22 protein-coding genes are annotated in these 21915 nt (G+C 29.6%); 14 read left to right on the forward strand and 8 right to left on the reverse strand.

Translation table 11 applies throughout. From position 1 onward, the window contains the following. Positions 1–94: 94 nt before the first annotated feature. From ACKTTQ_RS03800 to ACKTTQ_RS03810, 3 genes are all read right to left on the reverse strand, one after another. Positions 95–1372: a porin family protein gene (locus ACKTTQ_RS03800; RefSeq protein ID WP_408048450.1), complete on the reverse strand. Its 1278-nt coding sequence runs from the start codon at positions 1370–1372 to the stop codon at positions 95–97. 82 nt (positions 1373–1454) lie between these two features. Beyond that, positions 1455–2972 carry a G-D-S-L family lipolytic protein gene (locus ACKTTQ_RS03805; RefSeq protein WP_408048451.1) on the reverse strand — a complete coding sequence of 506 codons (1518 nt, stop codon included), beginning with the start codon at positions 2970–2972 and terminating at the stop codon, positions 1455–1457. A 4-nt stretch (positions 2973–2976) separates the two neighbouring features. Continuing rightward, complete coding sequence (locus ACKTTQ_RS03810; protein ID WP_408048452.1) at positions 2977–5853, reverse strand: TonB-dependent receptor; 2877 nt, start codon at positions 5851–5853, stop codon at positions 2977–2979. A 191-nt stretch (positions 5854–6044) separates the two neighbouring features. Here ACKTTQ_RS03810 and ACKTTQ_RS03815 point away from each other — a divergent pair, with 191 nt between their 5' ends. The 3 genes from ACKTTQ_RS03815 (at position 6045) to serS (ending at position 8705) form a co-directional block, all read left to right on the forward strand. Next, positions 6045–6983, forward strand: a complete 939-nt coding sequence (locus tag ACKTTQ_RS03815; RefSeq protein ID WP_113786171.1) for a bifunctional riboflavin kinase/FAD synthetase — start codon at positions 6045–6047, stop codon at positions 6981–6983. Positions 6984–7134: 151 nt separating this feature from the next. Next, entirely contained in the window at positions 7135–7362 is a 228-nt protein-coding gene (locus tag ACKTTQ_RS03820; protein WP_158530821.1) for a helix-turn-helix domain-containing protein, read from the forward strand. A gap of 68 nt (positions 7363–7430) precedes the next feature. After that, a complete protein-coding gene (serS, locus tag ACKTTQ_RS03825; RefSeq protein ID WP_113786172.1) occupies positions 7431–8705 on the forward strand; it encodes a serine--tRNA ligase in 1275 nt (424 codons plus the stop codon). Between the two features lie 57 nt (positions 8706–8762). On the opposite strand, the gene ACKTTQ_RS03830 is transcribed toward serS, so the two are convergent. Continuing rightward, positions 8763–8906, reverse strand: a complete 144-nt coding sequence (locus ACKTTQ_RS03830) for a hypothetical protein (RefSeq protein ID WP_176974359.1) — start codon at positions 8904–8906, stop codon at positions 8763–8765. Between the two features lie 207 nt (positions 8907–9113). Here ACKTTQ_RS03830 and ACKTTQ_RS03835 point away from each other — a divergent pair, with 207 nt between their 5' ends. The 5 genes from ACKTTQ_RS03835 to mgtE all read left to right on the forward strand — a co-directional run bounded on the left by ACKTTQ_RS03835 (position 9114) and on the right by mgtE (position 13650). Beyond that, positions 9114–10889, forward strand: coding sequence for a tetratricopeptide repeat protein (locus ACKTTQ_RS03835; protein ID WP_093869657.1), 1776 nt, complete (start codon positions 9114–9116; stop codon positions 10887–10889). Between the two features lie 82 nt (positions 10890–10971). Beyond that, positions 10972–11301 carry a DUF4286 family protein gene (locus ACKTTQ_RS03840; RefSeq protein ID WP_408048453.1) on the forward strand — a complete coding sequence of 110 codons (330 nt, stop codon included), beginning with the start codon at positions 10972–10974 and terminating at the stop codon, positions 11299–11301. A gap of 2 nt (positions 11302–11303) precedes the next feature. Beyond that, positions 11304–11498 carry a hypothetical protein gene (locus ACKTTQ_RS03845; RefSeq protein WP_408048454.1) on the forward strand — a complete coding sequence of 65 codons (195 nt, stop codon included), beginning with the start codon at positions 11304–11306 and terminating at the stop codon, positions 11496–11498. Between the two features lie 9 nt (positions 11499–11507). After that, positions 11508–12320 (forward strand): 16S rRNA (adenine(1518)-N(6)/adenine(1519)-N(6))-dimethyltransferase RsmA, encoded by an 813-nt coding sequence (rsmA, locus tag ACKTTQ_RS03850; RefSeq protein ID WP_408048455.1) that lies wholly within the window; start codon positions 11508–11510, stop codon positions 12318–12320. Next, positions 12301–13650 carry a magnesium transporter gene (gene mgtE / locus ACKTTQ_RS03855; protein ID WP_093869653.1) on the forward strand — a complete coding sequence of 450 codons (1350 nt, stop codon included), beginning with the start codon at positions 12301–12303 and terminating at the stop codon, positions 13648–13650. The genes rsmA and mgtE overlap by 20 nt, the downstream gene beginning before the upstream one ends. Here mgtE and ACKTTQ_RS03860 read toward each other — a convergent pair. Both ACKTTQ_RS03860 and ACKTTQ_RS03865 read right to left on the reverse strand, forming a co-directional pair. Beyond that, entirely contained in the window at positions 13637–14323 is a 687-nt protein-coding gene (locus ACKTTQ_RS03860; RefSeq protein WP_093869652.1) for a LysE family translocator, read from the reverse strand. The two genes, mgtE and ACKTTQ_RS03860, sit on opposite strands and share 14 nt — an antisense overlap. Before the next feature lie 59 nt (positions 14324–14382). Further along, positions 14383–15426 (reverse strand): ferredoxin--NADP reductase, encoded by a 1044-nt coding sequence (locus tag ACKTTQ_RS03865; RefSeq protein WP_093869651.1) that lies wholly within the window; start codon positions 15424–15426, stop codon positions 14383–14385. Between the two features lie 163 nt (positions 15427–15589). Between ACKTTQ_RS03865 and ACKTTQ_RS03870 the strand changes: the two genes are divergently transcribed. From ACKTTQ_RS03870 to ACKTTQ_RS03890, 5 genes are read left to right on the forward strand one after another with little or no spacing between them, the layout of a single operon-like run. Beyond that, positions 15590–15928, forward strand: a complete 339-nt coding sequence (locus ACKTTQ_RS03870) for a PadR family transcriptional regulator (RefSeq protein WP_408048582.1) — start codon at positions 15590–15592, stop codon at positions 15926–15928. A 2-nt stretch (positions 15929–15930) separates the two neighbouring features. Further along, positions 15931–16587, forward strand: a complete 657-nt coding sequence (locus ACKTTQ_RS03875) for a hypothetical protein (protein WP_408048456.1) — start codon at positions 15931–15933, stop codon at positions 16585–16587. Then, positions 16587–17255, forward strand: coding sequence for a hypothetical protein (locus ACKTTQ_RS03880; RefSeq protein WP_093869649.1), 669 nt, complete (start codon positions 16587–16589; stop codon positions 17253–17255). Before ACKTTQ_RS03875 ends, ACKTTQ_RS03880 begins: the two co-directional genes overlap by 1 nt. A gap of 2 nt (positions 17256–17257) precedes the next feature. Further along, positions 17258–17914, forward strand: coding sequence for a hypothetical protein (locus ACKTTQ_RS03885; protein ID WP_093869648.1), 657 nt, complete (start codon positions 17258–17260; stop codon positions 17912–17914). Continuing rightward, the gene (locus tag ACKTTQ_RS03890) at positions 17911–18618 is read left to right on the forward strand and encodes a hypothetical protein (protein WP_093869647.1); all 708 of its coding nucleotides are present in this window, start codon (positions 17911–17913) and stop codon (positions 18616–18618) included. Before ACKTTQ_RS03885 ends, ACKTTQ_RS03890 begins: the two co-directional genes overlap by 4 nt. A 10-nt stretch (positions 18619–18628) precedes the next feature. On the opposite strand, the gene rsmI is transcribed toward ACKTTQ_RS03890, so the two are convergent. Beyond that, positions 18629–19300, reverse strand: a complete 672-nt coding sequence (gene rsmI / locus ACKTTQ_RS03895; protein WP_093869646.1) for a 16S rRNA (cytidine(1402)-2'-O)-methyltransferase — start codon at positions 19298–19300, stop codon at positions 18629–18631. A gap of 65 nt (positions 19301–19365) precedes the next feature. On the opposite strand from rsmI, the gene dxs reads away from it, so the two are divergent. Further along, positions 19366–21129 carry a 1-deoxy-D-xylulose-5-phosphate synthase gene (gene dxs, locus ACKTTQ_RS03900; protein ID WP_408048457.1) on the forward strand — a complete coding sequence of 588 codons (1764 nt, stop codon included), beginning with the start codon at positions 19366–19368 and terminating at the stop codon, positions 21127–21129. 53 nt (positions 21130–21182) lie between these two features. On the opposite strand, the gene ACKTTQ_RS03905 is transcribed toward dxs, so the two are convergent. Beyond that, on the reverse strand, positions 21183–21899 hold the full coding sequence (locus ACKTTQ_RS03905; protein WP_408048458.1) for a T9SS type A sorting domain-containing protein: 717 nt from the start codon (positions 21897–21899) through the stop codon (positions 21183–21185). Between the last annotated feature and the right edge of the window lie 16 nt (positions 21900–21915).

Raw genomic sequence — 21915 nt, forward strand, 5'->3', positions numbered from 1 at the left:
TTTATTGTTTTTTAACCCTTATGTGTTAAAACTCAAAATAAACACTTCTATCAAATAAAAACCCGATGAAATAAATCTCATCGGGTTTTCAAATTTAAAAAGTATACCCAATTGTTATGGACATAGTACTATATTTTGAACTTATATTAGAATGTGTCGTTAAAAAATCACGATTATTTTGATATGTCAACTCTAAACTATAATTGTTCTTATAAACATATCCTATATGAAAACCAATACTATTACCTGTTTTTATATTAAAATCCTTAAGAATAGTTCCATCAGTTCTTGTATATCTTAAGTATGAATCAAAATTAAAATCTAAAACAACAGATCCACCTATAAACATTTTAGAAACATCGTTCAGAAAAAAATAGCGTTTAATCCCAATTGGAACTTCAATAGATTTATAATTAGTTTCTACTATTATTTTTTTCTCAACTAAAAACGCAAAAGGAAGTTCTTTTTTAGCACTAAAAAATTGAAAAGTTGGTTCTACAAATAAAGACCATTTATTTTTGTTAAATGGCAAAAAGTATTCACCTTCCACTCCTATTTTGTATGTAGTTTTAGAATCGAAACTAATACTTGGTAAAAAACTAGAAGAATTATCAATATCTAAAGTAGTATTTCTTACTCCTCCTTTTAAAGAAACTTTAAAAACATCCTTGGTTCCTTTTTCATACTGACCATCAATTAAATACCCTGAGCATTTATTGTATTTAATAAAAAACTTACTTAGACTTTGCTTTTTATATCTTAACTTCTCTATCTCTTTTAAAGAAATCGTTTTACAAGTTAAGTTTTTAAATAACTGCTGCTTATACCTTTCATTTACATAAATAAAATTTCGATTAAGATTTTTGTTTACAATACTTCCGTTAAAAGAACTCAAATTAGCATTATGCTTTGAGTTTAAGTATCTTTTATAAATAAGAGGTTTAATAGATTTCTCTTTATTACTATAAAAAAATCTTTTTAAATTACCTCTCTTGTATCTATATAAATTTGATGTACCTTCTACCAACACTTTTAAAAAAAGGGTTTCTTTTTTTAAAATAGGTTTTCTAGAACCATCCAATTCACTAGTCTCATCACTTGACTGATCAATATCAACATTTCCTCTTATATACTTTGAAAAATTATAAACTCCAAATTCTTTAACTGATTCTATAGTATTAAAAATTTTAGAAGCACCATGATTAAGTTTATATTTAAATTTCAAAGGATTATTATCCCAATCTTCATTTTTTATTAAACATTCTACTCTTTCATTATTATTTTTTATAAAATAACCTTTTTCGAATTCAATTTGTGAGTAACAATTAATTGTTGCTAAAAAAACAGCAACATAAAATAGCATTTTTTTCATTAATTCTTTTTTTTAAAATTTTCGCAAAAATAAAAAAGCCTATCAAATGATAGGCTTTTAATATATTTATTTTCAATAAGAATTAATTCAACAAAGCTGGAGAGTAATTCGTTGGATAATCAGCAGCTTTAGCTAAACCTTTAGTAGCTTTCATAAAGTTAGAACTATATTTACCATCAATAGCTTCTAACATTTTATTTGCCATTAAAGCATAACCTCTAGCAGTTAGGTGAATTCCATCTAAACTAACTAAACCACCAAAAATTAAACTAGTATTCAACGTATACTCATCAAACTGTAAACCAGAAGTTGAGGCAGTTTTTAAAATAACATTAAAATCTACAAAAGCCAATCCTTTTGAATCTGCCATTGCTTTAATGGTTGTATTATAACCATCTGTAGCAGTTTTTATAGCGTCAACCTCAGTTTTTGTTAACACCCATTTATCTTCTAATGGAACTGAAACTCCATTAACTAACAAAGGATTACCTCCTACAGTAGTACCAATAAAAGTAGAACTAGGTAATACTAATAAATCTTCACTAGTTGCTTGTCTATAATTTTTTAATCCTGAATTAATCGCTGTTAAATTTGTTAAATTTTTATCTACAATAACAACAGCATTTTTCCCTTCAGAAAAATTAATTGTTCTTTTTGCTATTTCAGCATCAGCCATAGCTTGAGTCATAGGAGTATTAGCTACTAAGAAAGCAAAAGCTTGTTTTATACCTGCATTATACAGTGCAAATCCCTGATTAGAAGCAGCAGCTACTGTAGCTGTCATAGGCACTGGGTTATGAGGCACTGTTGTAAAATGAGGTAATGTAGTTATGTACGGTAAATTTGCAACAACTCCTTTAGCCCCTTGTGCAGTTAATGTATTAATAATAGCACCAAAAGCGGCATCAAAAGTAGCTTTTGGAGTAATTGCTCCACTAGCACCTCCGGCCACAGCATAGTCTAATACATCATTTCCACCAACTTCAGAAAGCGTAAAAAATGTTGGTAATTTTGACGCTGCCTCAGCTAATAATGTAGATTGCGTTGGCATCATTCTTACAAAGTAAGGATTTGCAGTTGCAGGAACTGTAGCTAAACCAGCTGCACTTCCATAATTAGGAGCTAAAAAATGAAAACTTTTTGCTCCAGGAATACCATAATTATTAAAAGCAGGTGCATTATCTGCTGGAAAACCAACTTTAGTTGTTGGTTTAACTGTTAACCTTGTAGGACCTGAACCATTAAAATAAAATCTAGGCTGTAAAGCTACATTAGCTCCGCTTACCATTCCTCCAATATTATCTTTCATTAGAGGTTGATTAAAATCACCTCCTTTAGCCATTGAAAACTTACTAGCTAAAATATTTGGGAAAGAATTTTTTTGAGCTTCCTTAAATAAAGCTCCATCTGTAAAACCTGCAGTAAAAGAAGCTCCTAATGATATATATTTAGAAAAATCTGCAGTTCCTTCTGTCACAGCAACAACTGGAACTTCTGGAGTATTATCCTTAATTGGATCTAAATCATTATTTACATCACAAGCTACTAATCCTATAAAAAGAACTGGTAACCAATTATATTTAAAATTTATTTTTTTCATCTTTTTAGTTGTTAATTGTCCAAGAAAGGAAATACTGAGAACCTATTGCTCCAACACCTGGTGCACTAAAGTATTCTTTTCCTGTTAAGTTAGCTCCTCCTAATTTAATTACTGACTTCCATGCTGGAATTCTATAATTCACCTGTGCATCTAACACAGTTCTTGAATCTACATCTCCTTCGAAGAAAGAAGACTCCCAGTAAAATTCATTCTGCCATCTAGCACTAACATTAAAACCAAAGTTTTTAAATAAATCTGTTTTACCTAATTGTAATTTTACTTTGTGCTCAGGAGTATTAAATCCTGCTTCAAAATCTGGATCAGAAGTTTGATCAAAATCAAATTTAGACCAAGTATAGTTTAATCCAACGTTAAATCCATTGAAAACTTTAGTAGTTAACCCTAAACCAACTCCATAAGAAGTAATATCTGCTGCTGAATTTGTTCTAAAACCAACACCTGCGAAATCTCCATTTCTTAATGCTAATAAAGCTAAATCACCTTGAGTAGCACCTGGCACTCCACTAGGAGCAGTACTTCCTACTTTTCCATAAAAAGGAACTGCAATATTTTTAATAGCAATAAAGTCTTGATAATCGTTATAATAAGCACTAAAATCAACACCTACTTTTTTATCTGAAACAGATAAAGCACTTCTATATCCAACTTCAAAAGAGGTTACTTTTTCAGGTTTAACTAAACCAAAATTTGCTTTAGATGGAGCTCCTGCTTCGATTGAACTTAATGAAAAGGCATTCTCAAAAGCATCTCTACCTGTATATGTTGTAGTAGCACCTAAACCAGATACAGCTCTACCAGCTGGACTTACACCTATTGGTAAAGAAGTAAAACGATCTAAGTTATCTTCAGCTGTACCTATTAATGTACCACCACCAGTTGTTAAACCAATATATTGATCTTGTGTCGTTGGGTTTCTAAATCCTGTTTGAAAAGATGCTCTAAAGTTATGATTCTTAAATTCTCCAGCTGAATACGCTAAAGATAAACGAGGAGAAACATTTCCTTTAAAGTTTTTAGCTTTGTCATAACGAGCAGAACCAGTAAACTTTAAACGGTCTTCTAAAAATTTCTTTTGTATTTGTGTATATACACCATACTCATCATAAGCAATAGGACTATCAGCATCCGTAAATATAGTTCCAAAAGAATTTAAGTTAAATTGCCTGTATGAACCTCCTACTTGTACCTCTGCCCAATCAATATAATCACGTAAATTTAAGTTTGCATCAACATGATATAAACTTGTTTGATCTTGAAATTTAGAACCACTTGTTAAATCTGGATCTTTAGTTACCTTATCAAAAGCAGCTTTAAATTCAGGAGTACCTGGTATATAACGACCTTGATCAGCAAAACTTCTAGCCGCAACGTGAGCATTAGCAGGATTAGCACCACCTTGTGTAGCAGCGTTAAAATATCCTAATACATATCTTGCAAACCAAGTATTATCTGCATCTTTTGGATTAGCTAATTGACCAGTAGCTGGATTTATAACCCATTGGTTGTTTATGTTTAAACCTGCAAATCTTGTATCATAAGAATCTCCAGCATCTTCTCCTGTATAATATCCTCTTACAAAGAAGTTTTTACCTCTAAACTCTAATTTATGTTGCTCCATAAAGAAGTTAGCAATATTATATCTGTTTTGACCTTGGTAAATAGTATTACCAGTACCATACTTAGAATTCCAAATAATTTCTAAACGGTCATTACCCCAAGGGCGGTAATGTAAAGAAGCACCAAACTTTAAACTTTTTGCTTCATTACTCATTAAATCTACCTCATTGTAACCTGTTCTACTAACTCTAACGTTAGGAACAACTCCTTGTGCAGATGCTGGTAAAGTTCCATTTGCTACTAAACCATCAACTACTCTTTTCAAATCAGTAACTGCCTCATCACCATAAACATTAAGTCCATCAAAATCTAGTCTTGAGTCTCTATCTCCTGGTAAATAATTCCCACCTACTCCACTTGTATTTCTATAATCTGTAGCGTGCCACTCTTCCCCTTTTAAGTAAGAAAACGTAGCTTTAACAGCAAATTTGTTATCAAATGCATGAGCCATACGAATACTAGCATCATCAAAACGATTGTTTCCAGCAGCTTGCTGAACTGTATATCCTGTTTTATAAACAACACTTATACCTTGATCGTCAAAAGGATTTTTACTAGTCATTAACATAATACCATTAAAGGCATTTGCTCCATATAATGCAGAAGCAGCTCCTGGTAATATCTCAACTGTTTTTACATCTAATTCAGACATCCCTAAAAGGTTACCTAATGCAAAGTTTAAAGCTGGAGAAGAATTATCCATTCCATCAACTAACTGAACAAATCGTTCGTTTGCAAAAGCAGCAAAACCACGAGTGTTTACTGATTTAAATGTTAATCCACTTGCGTTAATATCAACTCCTTTTAAATTCTCTAAACCATCATAAAAAGAAGGAGAAGATGTGTTTTTTATCGCTCTTGAATCAAAACGCTCAATTGTAACAGGAGATTCCATAATACGCTCTGGCGTTCTTGATGCTGAAATAACTACCTCATCTAATGAAGTTGCATTTTCAGTTAAACTCACCTCTACTATTTGGTTATTCTGTGTTATTTCTACTTTTTTTGTTTCATACCCTAGCAAAGAAATTTCAAGAGTAAAAGGAGGAGTGTCGGTTACTTTTAAAGTAAATTTCCCATCAAAATCGGTACTAGTTCCGACTGCCTTTCGGGAAACCTTAATGTTTGCACCTGGCAGCGGTCCACCAAGCGATGCGTCATTTACTGTACCCGTAATAGTAGTCTGTGCAAACATCCCACTACTAAGCACTGCAAATGCAACAAGTAATAATCTTTTCATCATAATGTGTAAAATAATTTGTTAACTTACCGCAAAATACGATTTTTTTTCATTTTCAAAATATTTGTGTTAAATTTTATTAAAAATTAAATAATAACTCAATCTTTATTGCTAATCACAATTCTCTCATTATTACTAACTATGCTTTTTCTATATGTTATACATATTGTACATTTGCTAAAACTTTTTAAAAATTGGAAATAACTCACTCAATTTTTGACTTTACTCCTACTCAAAAAACATTTGTTACCATTGGTACCTTTGACGGTGTACATATAGGACATCAAAAAATTATAAAAAAGTTAGTTGATGATGCTAAGTCAGCCAACATGAAATCGGTTTTATTAACTTTTTTTCCTCATCCAAGAATGGTACTTCAAAAAGAAGTTTCAATTCAATTAATAAATACGATTAAGGAACGCACAAAGTATCTAGAACAATTAGGGCTAGATTACCTAATAATCCATCCTTTTAGTAAAGAATTTTCTAGATTAACAGCTTTAGATTTTGTTCGTGATATTCTGGTTAATCAACTTAACACTTCAAAATTAATTATTGGTTACGACCATCATTTTGGAAAAAATAGAGAAGGTAACATTGAACAATTAACCGAGTATTCTCACTTATACGATTTTGATGTTGAAGAAATTCCTGCACAGGATATCAATGATGTTTCTGTAAGTTCTACTAAAATTAGAAAAGCCTTATTAGGTGGCAAACTTAAAACTGCAAACAAATATCTTGGCTATAATTTTCCGCTTGCTGGCAAAGTTGTAAATGGAAAACAACTAGGTAGTAAAATAGGGTTTCCAACTGCTAACATAGCCATTATTGAAAATTATAAACTTATTCCTAAAACAGGTGTTTATGTAATTAAATCTAAAATTAACAATGAATTATTTTTTGGTATGATGAATATAGGTAACAGACCTACAGTTGATGGGAAAGATCAAACTATTGAAGTTCATTTTTTTGATTTTAATCAAAATATTTATGATCAAGAAATAAGTGTTAATTTACTTTACTTTGTAAGAGATGAACAAAAATTTGAATCTATAAACGATTTAAAAAATCAATTAAAAATCGACAAAGAAACTTCTATTAGTTTTTTAAAAAGTTACGCCAATTACTAATTTTAAATTTCATTTAAAGCCCCCCGGTTTTAAACATTACATAGTTTGTTTGACGTAACTTCCAAGGCAAAGTTAGTCTTTTTAATTTCTTAATAATGACAGACTTGTCATTATGTTTTCAATATGTTTTTTAGAATTTGTATCAAAAAAAATGATACTTACCAAAGACGAGATAATTTTAAGAAAAATAGCCCTTTGTATTAAAACTTTACGAACTAAATACGATGTTACTTTAAGTGAATTTTACATTGATACGGGCATTCATTTAGCAAGAATAGAACAAGGAAAAACAAATGTAACGGTTTTTACTATTCAAAAAATATGTGATTATTTCAATATTACACTATCTGATTTTTTCATGATGCTCGAACAAATTTAGTATCAAAAACACATTGCTTAAATGTATTACATCCTGTATCTTTGCCTTTCTTAAAAAAATAATAAAAGATGTTACAGGTTCAGTTTATTCGAGAAAACAAACAAGCTGTTTTAGAAGGATTAGCAAAACGTAGTTTTACTAATGCTCAAACAATAATTGAAGAAGTATTAAGTACTGATGAAACCAGAAGATCAACTCAGGTTTTATTAGATAATATTTTAGCTGAATCAAACAAACTGTCCAAAGAAATTGGTAATTTATTTAAATCAGGAGAAGCACAAAAAGCTAATCTTTTAAAAGAAAAAACTGGTCAGTTAAAAGATCAATCTAAAGAGTTAACAGAAAAGTTAAATATCGCTACGAGTGAATTGCAAGAGTTATTATACCAAATACCTAATATACCTCATACTTCTGTTGTAGCTGGAAAGAACGAAGAAGATAATGAAGAGATTTTTTCTGAAGGTATTATTCCTGAGTTAAATGAAAACGCACTTCCACACTGGGAATTAGCTAAAAAATACGATATTATTGATTTTGATTTAGGCGCAAAAATTACTGGAGCTGGTTTTCCTGTATACAAAGGAAAAGGGGCTCGTTTACAACGTGCTTTAATCAACTATTTTTTAGATAAAAATATTAAAGCTGGCTATAAAGAGGTTCAAGTACCACATTTAGTTAATGAAGCTTCTGGTATAGCTACAGGTCAGTTACCAGATAAAGAAGGACAAATGTACCATGCATCTGTAGATGATTTATACTTAATTCCTACTGCTGAAGTACCAATAACTAATATACATAGAAATGATTTAGTAAAAGAAGCTGATTTGCCTATTCAATATACAGGCTATACACCTTGCTTTAGAAGAGAAGCCGGAAGTTATGGTGCTCATGTACGAGGATTAAATCGTTTGCATCAATTTGATAAAGTTGAAATAGTAAGAATTGAACATCCAGATAATTCTTATAATGCATTAAATGGAATGGTAGAGCACATTAAAGAAATTTTACGTGAATTAAAATTACCATATAGAATTTTACGCTTGTGTGGTGGCGATACAGGATTTGTTGCTGCCTTAACTTTTGATTTTGAATTATATTCAACTGCGCAAAAGCGTTGGTTAGAAATAAGCTCTGCTTCAAACTTTGAAACTTATCAAGCAAACCGTTTAAAGTTACGTTTTAAAAACAGTGATGGAAAAAGTCAATTAGTACATACTCTTAATGGTAGCTCGCTTGCTTTACCTAGAGTTTTGGCTGGTATCTTAGAAAACTACCAAACAGAAAATGGAATTAAAATACCTGAGGTATTAATACCTTATTGTGGATTTGATACCATTGACTAAATTGCAAACAAATAACTAAAATTAAAAAAGTAAGTTTCAAGTTTGAAACTTACTTTTTTAATTTGCTATAATAGCTGTCATTATTTTTTTGCATTTATTCATTTCTAAAAGTGCCTCAAAATATTGAGATATTTGACCTTTCTTCATAAACTCATTTGCTCTTTCTTTTGCCGAGTTGTATTGTATAGATAAGTTTTTCATACTAGTATTTGTTTAGTTCTTTTATTAGTAAGACAAAGTTCGTGCCAAAATGTTACAAAGACTTTAATAAAAAACATAATTTTAATGAATTTTTAACAAAAACACACATATTTTACTAAACTTTTAAAAGGCTAAATATTTGATTATATGGTCTTTTTTCAAGAAGTTTGTGTACATTGTATTCAAAATAAATACATTTAATTTTTAATGAAAAAACTTATCTTCTTATTTACTTTTTTTATTTCCAGTCTATTTTGTTATTCTCAACAAAACGGTTTTATAATTGCTGAAAATTATTTTAGAAATGGTGAATATGAAAAAGCAATACAATTATATAAAGAACTTCATAACAAAAGTCCTTATAATACAACTTATTTAAAAAGATTAATTAGTTGTTACCAAGAAACTAACCAATTTTTAGTTGCTGAATCTTTACTTCTCAAAAAACTAAAGAAATACCCAAAACAAACATACACATATGTGATGTTAGGGTATAATTTTGAACGTAAGCAAGAAATTAACAAAGCCGATGAGCAATATAAAAACGCATTAGAATCTGTAAAAAACAATAGTGGATATGGTGGTATAATAGCAAACCTTTTTAAAAACTATAACAAGTTAGATTATGCTTTAAAAGCTTACAATGGCATTATGGATAATAATCCAAAAGCAAATTACGGATTTCAGCTTGCTCAAATTTATGGTGAAAAAGGTGATTTTGAAAAGATGTTTGACTCGTATGTTAATTTAGTTGATAGAAATGAAAAATACCTCAATAATATTAAACGATATGCGAGTAAATATATTAACGATGATAGCGAGAATGAGAATAATACTTTATTAAGAAAATCAATTTTAAAAAAATCAATTAGTAAGCCCAAAAATGTGTGGAATGATTTGCTTGCTTGGTTATTTATTAAACAAAAACAATATCAAAAAGCACTAATACAACATAAAGCTTTACTTGCTAGGGACGCTGATAATTTATCTGGTATAAAAAATTTAGGTAAAATAGCTTTTGAAAACAAAGACTACGAAACCGCTAAAGAATGTTTTGATATCGTAATAGAAAAAACTAATTACCCTACTGATAAATTCAGAGCTGTTTATATGAATTTACAGGTTGATATTGTTACAAAACAACCTAATATTGAAGAGAAGTTTCAACAAATATTTACTAAGTTTGGCTCAAACAGAAATACATTATTTATTCAATTAGCTTACGCAGACTTTTTAACCTTTACCAAAAATAACCCTGAAAAAGGAATTAAAGTTTTAGAAAAAGCAATGAGTTTTACTAATTCAAAATTCACCAAAGCTTCCGTTAAACTTAAACTAGGAGAAATATTAGTTTTTACTAGAAACTTCAATAAAGCACTCATTTATTTTTCACAAGTACAAACTCAATTTAAAAATCACTTTTTAGCACAGGAAGCTCGTTTTAAAGTTGCTCAAGCCTCATATTTTAAAAATGATTTTAAATGGGCTAAAGCACAATTAAAAATATTAAAAGGATCTGCAACTCAACTTATAGCCAACGATGCCGCAGAGCTTTTTTTAACAATTTCAGACAATCAATCTAAAGACAGTATATCTACTGGACTAAAAGAATACGCAAAGGCAGATTTATTAGCGTATCAAAATAAAAATAAAGAAGCCATCGGTTTATTATCAGAAATAATAACAACTTATAAAAGTCAACCAATTGAAGATGAAGCCTTATATAAACAAGCTCAGTTATTTGTAAAACAGGAAGCATATGCAAATGCTATTGATAACTTTACTAAAATTTTACAATTAGATCCTGAAGGAATCTTAGTTGACAATAGCCTATATGAATTAGGCGAGTTATATAATAAAAAATTAAATAATCCTGAAAAGGCATCTGAATACTACCAAAAGATTATTTTTGACCACGCTTCCAGTATTTACTTAGTAGATGCTAGAAAAAAATACAGAAAATTAAGGGGAGATAATATTTAATTAACTATTTATATCATATACAATAGCCACAAGAATTAATCTTTGCTATTACACTTATTGATATAGTATTACATTACAAATTATGTATATATATAACGTAACAATAAACGTAGACGAAAGCATTCATAATGAATGGCTTATTTGGATAGAAAGACACATACCTGAAGTATTAGCTACAGGTAGGTTTATAAGCGCTAAAATGACACAGGTTTTAGTGGAAGAAGAAATGGGGGGTGCTACCTACTCTATTCAATATACAGCAAAAACAAGAGAAGATTTAGACAATTACTATAACCATGACGCAAATAAACTTCGTACTGATGGAATGAAGAAATTTGCTGACAAAATGTTGGCCTTCAGAACTGAATTAAAAGTAATTAACGAATTCTACCCTACGGTAAGCAGCAATTAAAAATGCGAAACAAAATTTACCAAAACAGAAACACTATTCTTTATTTAAGTGTTTTTTTAATAGTTTTAGGTGCCCTAATAACCTACTTTTACTATGGTATTGAACCTTGGGAAACAATTGGAGGCTTTTTAGGTGGTTTTGGATTGGGAGCACTTATAATTGTATTTTCAATAAAAAAACCTACTATAAATAATTAGTATTAGAACATGACAGTAAGAGCAAAAAAACATTTAGGACAACATTTTTTAAATGACGAGAGTATTGCTAAAAAAATAGCAGATTCTTTAACCGAAACAGGATATGAAGATGTACTTGAAATTGGTCCTGGAATGGGTGTTCTAACTAAATATTTGTTAGAGAAAAAGTCAAAAGTTACGGTTATGGAATTAGACACTGAATCTGTAACTTATTTAAAAGAAACCTTTCCTTTAGAACATTTAAAACTAAATACTTCTTCAGAAAAATTTACCATAATTGAAGGCGATTTTTTAAAACAAGATTTCACAAAAGTTTTTAATAAAAAACAAGTTGCTATTATTGGCAATTTCCCATATAATATTTCTTCTCAAATAGTTTTTAAAGCAATTGAAAACCGTGAGTTTGTTCCTGAATTTTCTGGAATGTTTCAAAAAGAAGTAGCTAAACGAATTGCGGAAAAAGAAGGGAGTAAAGTATACGGTATTATTTCTGTATTAACACAAGCTTTTTTTGATGCAGAATATTTATTTACAGTTCCTCCTACTGTTTTTAATCCACCACCTAAAGTAGATTCTGGGGTTATCCGTTTAACTAGAAAAGAAAATTACACGCTTCCGGTTGATGAAAAATTATTTTTTAGAGTTGTAAAAACTGCTTTTAATCAGCGAAGGAAAATGCTTCGTTCTAGTTTAAAATCTTTTAATCTTTCGGTTACTTTAAAAGAAGACCCTATATTTGCGAAGCGTCCCGAACAATTGTCGGTACAAGACTTTATAAGCTTAACGTCTAAAATCGCAAACGATGGCATTAGAGATCACTAAAGACCTTATTGATAACGTACGAGAATTAATAAAAAATCAAAAAGACACTGCTCTTTCTAATTTTTTTGCAGAAGTACATCATGCAGATATTGCTGAAGTATTAGATGAGTTATCATTTGATGAAGCCGTTTATATTATTCGTTTGCTTGACTCTGAAACCACTTCAGAAGTGTTAATGGATGTTGATGAAGATGTTCGTGAAAATGTACTAGAACAACTATCTGCCAAAGAAATTGCTGAAGAAATTGACGAACTTGATACAGATGATGCTGCTGATGTTATTGCTGAATTACCTGAAGAACGTAAACAGGAAGTAATTCAAAAAATTGAAGATAAAGAACATGCTAAAGAAATTGTTGAACTTCTACGTTATGATGAAGATACTGCTGGTGGTTTAATGGCTAAAGAGTTAGTAAAGGTTAATGAAAACTGGAATGTGCTTACTTGCGTAAAAGAAATGCGTAAACAAGCAGAAGAAGTTACCAGAGTTCATTCTATTTATGTAACAGATAATGATGGAAAACTAAAAGGACGTTTATCATTAAAAGATCTTTTAATGGCCTCTACTCGGTCAAAAATTGCTGATGTATATATTCCTAAAGTAGATTTTGTTGACGTTCATGAAAAAGCTGAAGATGTTGCTAACATTATGCGCAAATACGATTTAGAAGCGATTCCTGTAATTGATGAATTGGGTGTTTTAGTTGGACGTATTACTATTGATGACATTGTTGATGTAATTAAAGAAGAAGCAGAAAAAGATTATCAATTAGCTGCAGGTATTACACAAGACGTAGAAGCTGATGACACTATTTGGCAATTAACTAGAGCACGTTTACCTTGGTTATTTTTAGGTTTGATAGGTGGTGTAGGTGCAGCAAGAATTATGGGTTTTTTTGATGATGCTATTGCTGAAAACGCAATTCTTTTTATGTTTACTCCGTTAATAGCTGCGATGGCTGGAAATGTAGGTGTACAATCATCAGCTATTATAGTTCAAGGTTTAGCAAATGATGATGTAAAAGGAAGCATTACCGATAGGTTATTAAAAGAAGTATCTTTAGCAATGATTAATGGACTTGCTTTGGCTATTTTACTTTTTATATATGTTTTTGCTACTGAACAAGACATGAATATAGCTAGTGCTATTTCTGTATCTCTTTTTGTAGTTATTATTGTAGCTGGTTTGGTAGGTACTTTTATTCCTTTATTTTTAAATAAAAGAGGAATTGATCCGGCAATAGCTACCGGTCCATTTATAACTACAAGTAACGATATTTTTGGAATTTTAATTTACTTCTGGATAGCCAAAGTTATTATTGGTTTTTAGTTGTTTGCTCTACTTTTTGGAACAAACTATCTATTTGATCTTTAGGTATAAAACTTTTTAACATTATAAGCGCTCCAAAAACTATTAATAAAACTCCCATCCCCCTTTTGATTCTATATATTACCAATGGTGTTAACTTGCTTTTTAATTGTTTCGCTAAAAGTATTTTACCTAGATCGCTTAAAGCATACCCAATTATTACGGTAAAAAAGTACCAAAACATATAACTAGGATTCATATTTAATGTTGGGCCTACTACCACAATTATACCTAACCATCCTGCCAAAACACCAACATTAATAAAATTTAAAGCGAATCCTTTTAAAACTAATTTCAAATAGTTGTTGCTTTCTGGAATATCTACTTCACAAACTTCAACCTCCTTTTTATTACTTTTATCTAAGTAAGTTATTAATCCGTATACAATTAATATTAAACCCCCAATTAAAAATAATCGAGGGTCATCTTTAATTTTTTCTAATAAACTTCTACTTCCAAAATATGCTATAAGCATAAAAAATATATCGCCTAAAATTACACCTATATCAAATGCAATTGCTGCTCTAGCGCCTTTTAAAATACTTGTTTTAATAAGCATAAAAAACACCGGACCAATCATAAAAGACATTACTACACCTACAAAAAAGGCATTTTTTAAATCGTAAAAATCCATTAATTTTTATTTATTTATAAATAATAGCCATCATTTAAACTACTAGAGTATTCAACAAATTATACCTCGTCGTAATCTACAGTTACTTTAGCTGTCGTTGGATGAGCCATACAGGTTAAAACTAATCCTTCTTCTAACTCATCATCTGTTAAAATAGAGTTTTTAGTCATCACAGCTTTACCTTCAGTTACCAAAGCTATACAACTACTACAAACACCTCCTTGACATGAATATGGAGCATCAAGTTTATTTCGTAAACTTGCAGCTAACAACGTATCTGTTTGTTTCATTGTAAAGGTAGTTTCCTCATCATCTAACATCACAGTAATTTCTGTTTCACCATCTTTTATTTCAGAAACATTTTCCTCATTAACTGACGCTGTAAACAATTCAAAATGAATCTCATTCTCACTTAATCCATTTTCACTTAATGCTGAAGAAGCTATTTTTATCATTTCTTCAGGACCACATAAAAACGCTTCGTCAAAAGAAATTTCTTTATATAAATTCTTTATAAAATAATTAACATTGCCTTTATCTATTCTACCAAATAACGATGGTTCATTACGCTCCCTACTAAAAACATAATTTAACTTAAATTGCTCAGGATATTGTTGTTGTAAATCACCTAATTCTTTATAAAAAATAGTATCAGCAACACTTTTATTTCCATACACCAATGTAAATGTAGAAGTAGAATTTTCTAATGTTGATTTTATCATTGAAAGCACAGGAGTTATTCCACTTCCTGCAGCAAATCCAATATAATTTTTATTAGTTGCTGGTTGCAATATAAATTTACCTTCTGGTGCAGTAACCTCTATTTCATCACCTGCTTTAAGTTCTGAAGTTGCATATGAAGAAAACCTCCCGTTTTCAACAGCTTTTACTGCTACTTTAAGCTCTCCACTTTTAGGTGATGAACAAATAGAATACGCTCTTCTTACTTCTTCTTCTTTTATTTCTTTCTTTAAAGTAACGTATTGTCCTGCTACAAACGAAAAAGTTTCTTTTAATGTTTCAGGAATTGTAAATAAAATAGAAACTGCGTCAGTAGTTTCTTTAATAACTTCTTTTATAGATAATTTGTAAAATTTTGCCATTCTTTAAGTAATATCATGCAAAAGTAACAAACTAATAACGAATGAATAGTTAGAGTTTCCATAAAATAATACCTAAGAATTTTATACATAAGAAAATTATGCATACATTTACACCATGTTTTAAGCGTTTTTTAAAATGCAAAACAGTAAGACAGGTAACGAAATGGGAAATCAAAAATTATATAAAGGTTCATTACAAACCATCATTTTAAAACTTTTAGCACAAAATGATAAAATGTATGGCTACGAAATAACACAAAAAGTAAAAGAACAAACAAAAGGAGAATTGCAAATTACTGAAGGCGCTTTGTATCCTGCTTTACACAAACTAGAAGCTGAAGGCTTATTAGATGTAGAAGTAGCTAAAGTTGGAAACAGATTACGCAAGTACTATAAGTTGACTGAAAGCGGTACAAAAGAAACGGCTAATAAATTAGCAGAAATGCAAGAGTTTTTAAAAACTATGCAGCAATTAGTAAATCCAAAATTAAATTTAGATTAAGTATGGAGCTAACTAAAAACCAAACACAGCAAGTAGAAAAGTATCTAGATAAAAAAATGGTTTACTATATAGATATTAGAGTTGAAGTACTTGACCACATAATTTCGGAAATAGAAAGCACTATGCTTACTGAAAAAGACTTTGATCATTCATTTAATAAAGCAACTGAAAAATGGAATGTTCTTTTACAAAATTCTTCTAGTATTTATTTAGGGTATTGCTATGTAAAACCTTTACTTATTATAAATAAAATGAAAAAATATGGAAAACCACATGCTATAAAAATATGGAGTATATTTATTCTAATGCTACTCTCAATAGGTTTCAATGATAGTATTTCTTTAAATGTTTCAACCCTTATAACGGATATCGCAAACATTACTTTTCAAACCGTATCCTATGCTCTTTCTTTATTAATCATATTAGGTTACGTCCATATATATTCTACGAAGCAAAAAACATCTTTCAGGTTTTTATATGAAACTCAAGTGTTGGCTGTAGTTTTATTTCCTTTTATGATTTCTGGTTCTTTTATAACCAAACATGATGGCTTAGATTTATTAAAAACAATGATTTTAGTTGTTAGTTTATTTATGTTTCAACTAGCTATAAAGCTTTATAAAAAGCACTTTACATTGTTGAAAAAATATTCTTTTTAATGGAATTAACTAAGGAACAAGTACAACAAATAAATAATTTTTTAGAGGCTATTGGTGTCGAATATATAGACATCCGATTTGAAATGGTAGATCATATCGCTTCAGAAATAGAAAATAAAGTGAGTAATATTCCTGCTTTTTATGAAGACCAACGACTTCATACTCATTTTTTAAAATATATGTTAAGTAGAAAAGAAGAACTAAAAAAAAGGTATGATTCAATATTGAAGAAAAAGTTTTGGTCTGATGCTTTATTTATTTTAAAAGATATGGTTCAACAGACAATTAAACCAAGAAACTTAGCTATAATAAGCATAGTCGCTAGCATTAGTTTTTATATGAATAAATTACAAAACATAAACACTTTGTATTTTCCAATAATTTTATTGATTGGATACATCACATATTATGTATTAAAAACAAGAGAATTTATAAAAACATTTGGAAAATTAAAAATTGTTCATTCATACTCTTTAGCAGGAGGAATCATAATCAATATAGCTTTTCAATTTTTTAATTTATCAAAAATTGGTAATAATAATGGTGATTGGAATTCTTCCCTTTTTAATACAATGCTTATTTCTTTTTTTGGTTTATTTCTTTCAGGAGAAAGCTTTATCTCAAAAATGAATACTATCAAAGAAAAATATAATTACTTAATTGAATAAGTATGGAATTAACTAAGGAACAAATACAATTCATAGATAATTATTTAAAGGAAAACGGAATTGAATATTGGGATCAAAGGATAGAAATGGTGGATCACTTAGTCTCTGATATTGAATTAAATTCTGAAACTACACTTTTTAAAAGTGAATTTAAAAATGCTTTAGAAAGATCTGGTTGGAATAAAAACTTACGTGAAATCCATAAAAACGGTTGGAAAACTATAAATACTCTTTACAGAAAACAATTTTCTAAAATGTTTATAGATTTCTTTAAATCATTTAAAAAAGTATTAGTTTTTTTCACACTTACATTAACCTACTTTTTTTTAGCTCAAAGTATTTCTTTGAAATATTTTAAACAGCTAAACATTATCTTGTACATAATACCCATTGTTTTTTGTTTAATACACACAGTTATACTCTATTTTAAAAAATTTGGGAAATCTGTTCATATAAACTATGGGGTTTTCTATTTCTCTTTTACTTTTTTAATTCTTAACATGGTTATCCAATTTATACCATACACTTCTGAAGTAATTCAAAAAAAAGTGTGGTTATTATTAATTCCTTTATACTATGTAGCAATGCATACAGGTTACAAAATTTTTCGAATGGCATACACTAAAATTGAAAACATAAAAAGAGAATTATCATTATGAAAAAGCTAACAGAAAAACATATAGAAGAGTTGTATATATTTACCCGACAGCATTATGTAGAATATTATGATGTACAAACTGAACTTGTAGATCATTTAGCTAATGATATTGAGCAAATATGGGATAATAAACCACAACTATCTTTCGAAAAAGCAAGAGATATTTCTTTTAAAAAATTTGGAATATTTGGTTTTATGGATGTAATTGAAGAAAAACAAAAGCAACTAAATAAAAAATATATTAAAATTGTATTTCAATTTATTAAAGATTGGTTTAAGCTTCCTAAAATCATTTTAACTGTATTAATGTTATTGTCTTTTTATCAAATTCAACAACTAAATTTTGCTTATTACATATATACTACGACCTATTTATCTCTTTGTCTACTACAAACCATAGCAGTTTATTATTCTAGCAAAAATTTAAAGAAAAAAAATAAGAAAACAGGAAAAAGATGGATGCTAGAAGACATCATAAAAACTCAAGGCATTGGAAGTCTTACTCTTATTCTTTTTTACATTTTCGATATTAGTTTACCTACCAACAAAGATTTTTATGAAATGGGACTATTCTTTTGTATGTTTTCTTCTTTCATGATTGTCTTTTCAATAATTATAACATATATAACCCTTAAAGTTATTCCTGAAAAATCAGAAAAATTATTACAAAAACAGTATCCAGAATATCAATTAGTTTCTTTTTAGAATGAGAAACCTATTTTTTACCATCAACAATAATAACTATTTCACCTTTAGCAGGTTTAACTGTATAATATGATAACACTTCTTCTACGCTTCCTCGTTTGGTTTCTTCAAATAATTTTGTTAATTCTCTAGATACTGACACTTGCCTATCGTTACCAAAATATTCACCAAAATGAGTTAATGTTTTTAAAAGCTTATGCGGACTTTCATAAAATATCATCGTTCTAGTTTCTTCAGCAAGTAATTTTAAACGAGTTTGCCTTCCTTTTTTAACAGGCAAAAAACCTTCAAAAACAAATTTATCATTTGGTAAACCAGAGTTAACTAAAGCTGGAACAAAGGCTGTAGCACCAGGCAAACATTCAACATCTATTTCGTGTTGAATACAAGCTCGTGTTAGTAAAAAACCAGGATCAGAAATTGCTGGAGTTCCAGCATCAGAAATCAATGCAAAAGTTTCACCACTTTGCAAACGCCTAATAATTGTATCTACCGTTTTATGTTCATTATGCATATGATGAGATTGCATTGGTGTTGCAATTTCGAAATGCTTTAATAGCTTCCCACTTGTACGTGTATCTTCAGCTAAAATAGCATCAACTTCTTTAAGAACTCTAATTGCTCTTAAAGTCATATCTTCTAGGTTTCCAATTGGCGTTGGCACTACATATAATTTACTCATACTACAAAACTACAAAGTTTTATGCTTACAGTAGGGTTATATAATGCTTTTTGTACATTTGTTTAATGTCAGAAAGCCTATTACATACTATCGAATATCCCTCTGATTTAAGAAAAATCACTGTAAATAATTTACCTACAGTGGCTAAAGAATTACGCGATTTTATTATTGATGTAGTTTCAACTAAAGAAGGGCATTTAGGTGCTAGCTTAGGGGTAATTGAATTAACAATTGCATTGCATTACGTTTTTAACACTCCTGAAGATTTATTAGTTTGGGATGTAGGACACCAAGCATATGTTCATAAAATTTTAACTGGTAGAAAAAATGTATTCCATACAAATCGTCAGTTAAATGGAATTTCTGGATTTCCAAAACGTAGTGAAAGTGAATATGATACTTTTGGCGTAGGGCATTCTTCTACTTCAATATCTGCAGCTTTAGGTATGGCAATAGCTTCAAAACTACAAGGAAAAAACAAACATCATATTGCTGTTATTGGTGATGCATCTATTGCTAGCGGAATGGCATTTGAAGCTTTGAATCATGGAGGAGACACTAATGCAAATTTACTAGTTATTTTAAACGACAACGCTATAGGAATAGACCCTTCAGTAGGTGCTTTAAAAGATTATTTAACTCGTATAAAATCTACTCGATACGATGTAGAACAACATAATATTTTTGAAGGACTTAATTTTGATTATTCTGGTCCTATAGATGGTCATAATCTTGAAGAATTATTAAGAGAACTTGAACGCTTAAAAAATGTTCCTGGTCCTAAGTTTTTACATGTAATTACTACAAAAGGAAAAGGATTACGCCAAGCAGAAGAAAATCAAGTAAAATATCATGCTCCTGGTAAATTTGATAAAATTTCAGGTGATGTTTTACCGAAAGAAAAAAATGAGTTTACTAAATTTCAAGATGTTTTTGGAAAAACAATTGTTGAATTAGCTCATAAAAACAAAAAAATAGTAGGTATTACTCCAGCTATGTTAACTGGAAGTTCATTAAAATTTATGTTGGAAGAGTTTCCTGAACGTACTTTTGATGTTGGTATTGCTGAACAACATGCAGTAACTTTAGCTGCTGGTATGGCTACTGAAGGGTTAATTCCTTATTGTAATATTTACTCTACTTTTTTACAACGTTCATATGATCAAGTAATTCATGATGTAGCGCTACAAAATTTACCAGTTATTTTTTGTTTAGATAGGGCTGGACTAGTAGGTCAAGATGGAGCTACTCATCATGGTGTTTTTGACATTGCTTACTTACGATGTATTCCTAATTTAATAATATTTGCTCCTAGAAACGAAATAGAACTTCGAAATATATTATACACTGCTCAAAAAGAATTAAAGCAACCAATAGCAATTCGCTATCCAAGAGGAAGAGGAAACATCAAAAATTGGCAGCTTCCTTTTAATAAAATAGAAATTGGTAAAGCAACTTGTTTAAAAGAAGGTAATAAAATAGCTATACTATCAATTGGCACAATAGCTAAAAATGTCACTGAAGCGGTATATAACATTAAAAATAAAGATCTTGTTGCTCATTATGATATGCGTTTTGTAAAACCACTAGACATTGAAATACTTAAAAATATTTTTAAAACCTTTAATAGAATAATTACTATTGAAGATGGTTGCAAAAATGGTGGATTTGGAAGTGCTATCTTAGAAATTGCCTCAAACTATAACTATCAAGGTAAAATAGAAGTCTTAGGAATTCCTGATAATTTTATTCATCACGGAACTACTGAAGAATTACAACTACAATGTGGAATTGATCCGCAAAGTATTTTAAAACTAATTACTCAATAAAAAACGGATTACTAATTAATAATCCGTTTTTTAAAAGTCATTCTTATTATTAATTATTTCTTTATTATTTTTTCTGACAGTTTATTTTCTCCAAGTTCATTAAATATTTCAATAAAATAAATTGAATTATTAGTTAAGTTTGAAATATTTATAGAACTATTTATTACAGGTGCTTCAAGTATTTTTTTACCAGAAATATCAAGAACTTTCGCTATCCATAATAATGTGTTTTCACCTCCACTAATGAATAATCTATCAGAAGTAGGGTTCGGATAAAGAGTAATTTTTGATTTTAATGATGTTTCTTTCTTTTCTTTTTTTCTTGCAGAAGTATTCATTAAACAAAATTGTTTAGTATCTGAACTTGTAAAACTACCACCAGATACCAAAACTGTACCGTCAGTTTTCGTTACTTTATATGAACCGTTTCCATAATCACAACAAATTCCATCTCCATAGGTGTCATTAATACTAAAATCATAACACCCAACTGGTAAGCACTTAGATACCGTAATTGACTCTCCATTTCCTTGGGTATAATTTCCTCCACTCATTACCGTTTCACTACTACTATTTTTCAATGTCCATGAAGTTTCTTTTGAATATTTATCAAACACTAGAGTTACATAAACATCTTCACATTTTGGAGTATTTCCTCCTCCGTCGGAACTACCAGTTGTATACGTTATAACTAATTTTGGAGCTTTACTACTACTTCCTTCATATGATTCAGCAGTTCGCTCTCCTGTTCCTGAGATATAAAACATCATTGAGTTACCAAGACTC

The sequence above is a fragment of the Tenacibaculum halocynthiae genome (genome assembly GCF_964512825.1).
Taxonomy (GTDB): Bacteria; Bacteroidota; Bacteroidia; order Flavobacteriales; family Flavobacteriaceae; genus Polaribacter; species Polaribacter halocynthiae.

What these genes read in the sequence shown, in the direction of transcription:
- ACKTTQ_RS03800 (WP_408048450.1), bottom strand. Translation starts at nt 1,372, where the DNA reads ATGAAAAAAATGCTATTTTATGTTGCTGTTTTTTTAGCAACAATTAAT.
- ACKTTQ_RS03805 (WP_408048451.1), bottom strand. Translation starts at nt 2,972, where the DNA reads ATGAAAAAAATAAATTTTAAATATAATTGGTTACCAGTTCTTTTTATA.
- ACKTTQ_RS03810 (WP_408048452.1), bottom strand. Translation starts at nt 5,853, where the DNA reads ATGATGAAAAGATTATTACTTGTTGCATTTGCAGTGCTTAGTAGTGGG.
- ACKTTQ_RS03820 (WP_158530821.1), top strand. Translation starts at nt 7,135, where the DNA reads ATGATACTTACCAAAGACGAGATAATTTTAAGAAAAATAGCCCTTTGT.
- serS (WP_113786172.1), top strand. Translation starts at nt 7,431, where the DNA reads ATGTTACAGGTTCAGTTTATTCGAGAAAACAAACAAGCTGTTTTAGAA.
- ACKTTQ_RS03830 (WP_176974359.1), bottom strand. Translation starts at nt 8,906, where the DNA reads ATGAAAAACTTATCTATACAATACAACTCGGCAAAAGAAAGAGCAAAT.
- ACKTTQ_RS03835 (WP_093869657.1), top strand. Translation starts at nt 9,114, where the DNA reads ATGAAAAAACTTATCTTCTTATTTACTTTTTTTATTTCCAGTCTATTT.
- ACKTTQ_RS03840 (WP_408048453.1), top strand. Translation starts at nt 10,972, where the DNA reads ATGTATATATATAACGTAACAATAAACGTAGACGAAAGCATTCATAAT.
- ACKTTQ_RS03845 (WP_408048454.1), top strand. Translation starts at nt 11,304, where the DNA reads ATGCGAAACAAAATTTACCAAAACAGAAACACTATTCTTTATTTAAGT.
- rsmA (WP_408048455.1), top strand. Translation starts at nt 11,508, where the DNA reads ATGACAGTAAGAGCAAAAAAACATTTAGGACAACATTTTTTAAATGAC.
- mgtE (WP_093869653.1), top strand. Translation starts at nt 12,301, where the DNA reads ATGGCATTAGAGATCACTAAAGACCTTATTGATAACGTACGAGAATTA.
- ACKTTQ_RS03860 (WP_093869652.1), bottom strand. Translation starts at nt 14,323, where the DNA reads ATGGATTTTTACGATTTAAAAAATGCCTTTTTTGTAGGTGTAGTAATG.
- ACKTTQ_RS03865 (WP_093869651.1), bottom strand. Translation starts at nt 15,426, where the DNA reads ATGGCAAAATTTTACAAATTATCTATAAAAGAAGTTATTAAAGAAACT.
- ACKTTQ_RS03870 (WP_408048582.1), top strand. Translation starts at nt 15,590, where the DNA reads ATGGGAAATCAAAAATTATATAAAGGTTCATTACAAACCATCATTTTA.
- ACKTTQ_RS03875 (WP_408048456.1), top strand. Translation starts at nt 15,931, where the DNA reads ATGGAGCTAACTAAAAACCAAACACAGCAAGTAGAAAAGTATCTAGAT.
- ACKTTQ_RS03880 (WP_093869649.1), top strand. Translation starts at nt 16,587, where the DNA reads ATGGAATTAACTAAGGAACAAGTACAACAAATAAATAATTTTTTAGAG.
- ACKTTQ_RS03885 (WP_093869648.1), top strand. Translation starts at nt 17,258, where the DNA reads ATGGAATTAACTAAGGAACAAATACAATTCATAGATAATTATTTAAAG.
- ACKTTQ_RS03890 (WP_093869647.1), top strand. Translation starts at nt 17,911, where the DNA reads ATGAAAAAGCTAACAGAAAAACATATAGAAGAGTTGTATATATTTACC.
- rsmI (WP_093869646.1), bottom strand. Translation starts at nt 19,300, where the DNA reads ATGAGTAAATTATATGTAGTGCCAACGCCAATTGGAAACCTAGAAGAT.
- dxs (WP_408048457.1), top strand. Translation starts at nt 19,366, where the DNA reads ATGTCAGAAAGCCTATTACATACTATCGAATATCCCTCTGATTTAAGA.
- ACKTTQ_RS03905 (WP_408048458.1), bottom strand. Translation starts at nt 21,899, where the DNA reads ATGATGTTTTATATCTCAGGAACAGGAGAGCGAACTGCTGAATCATAT.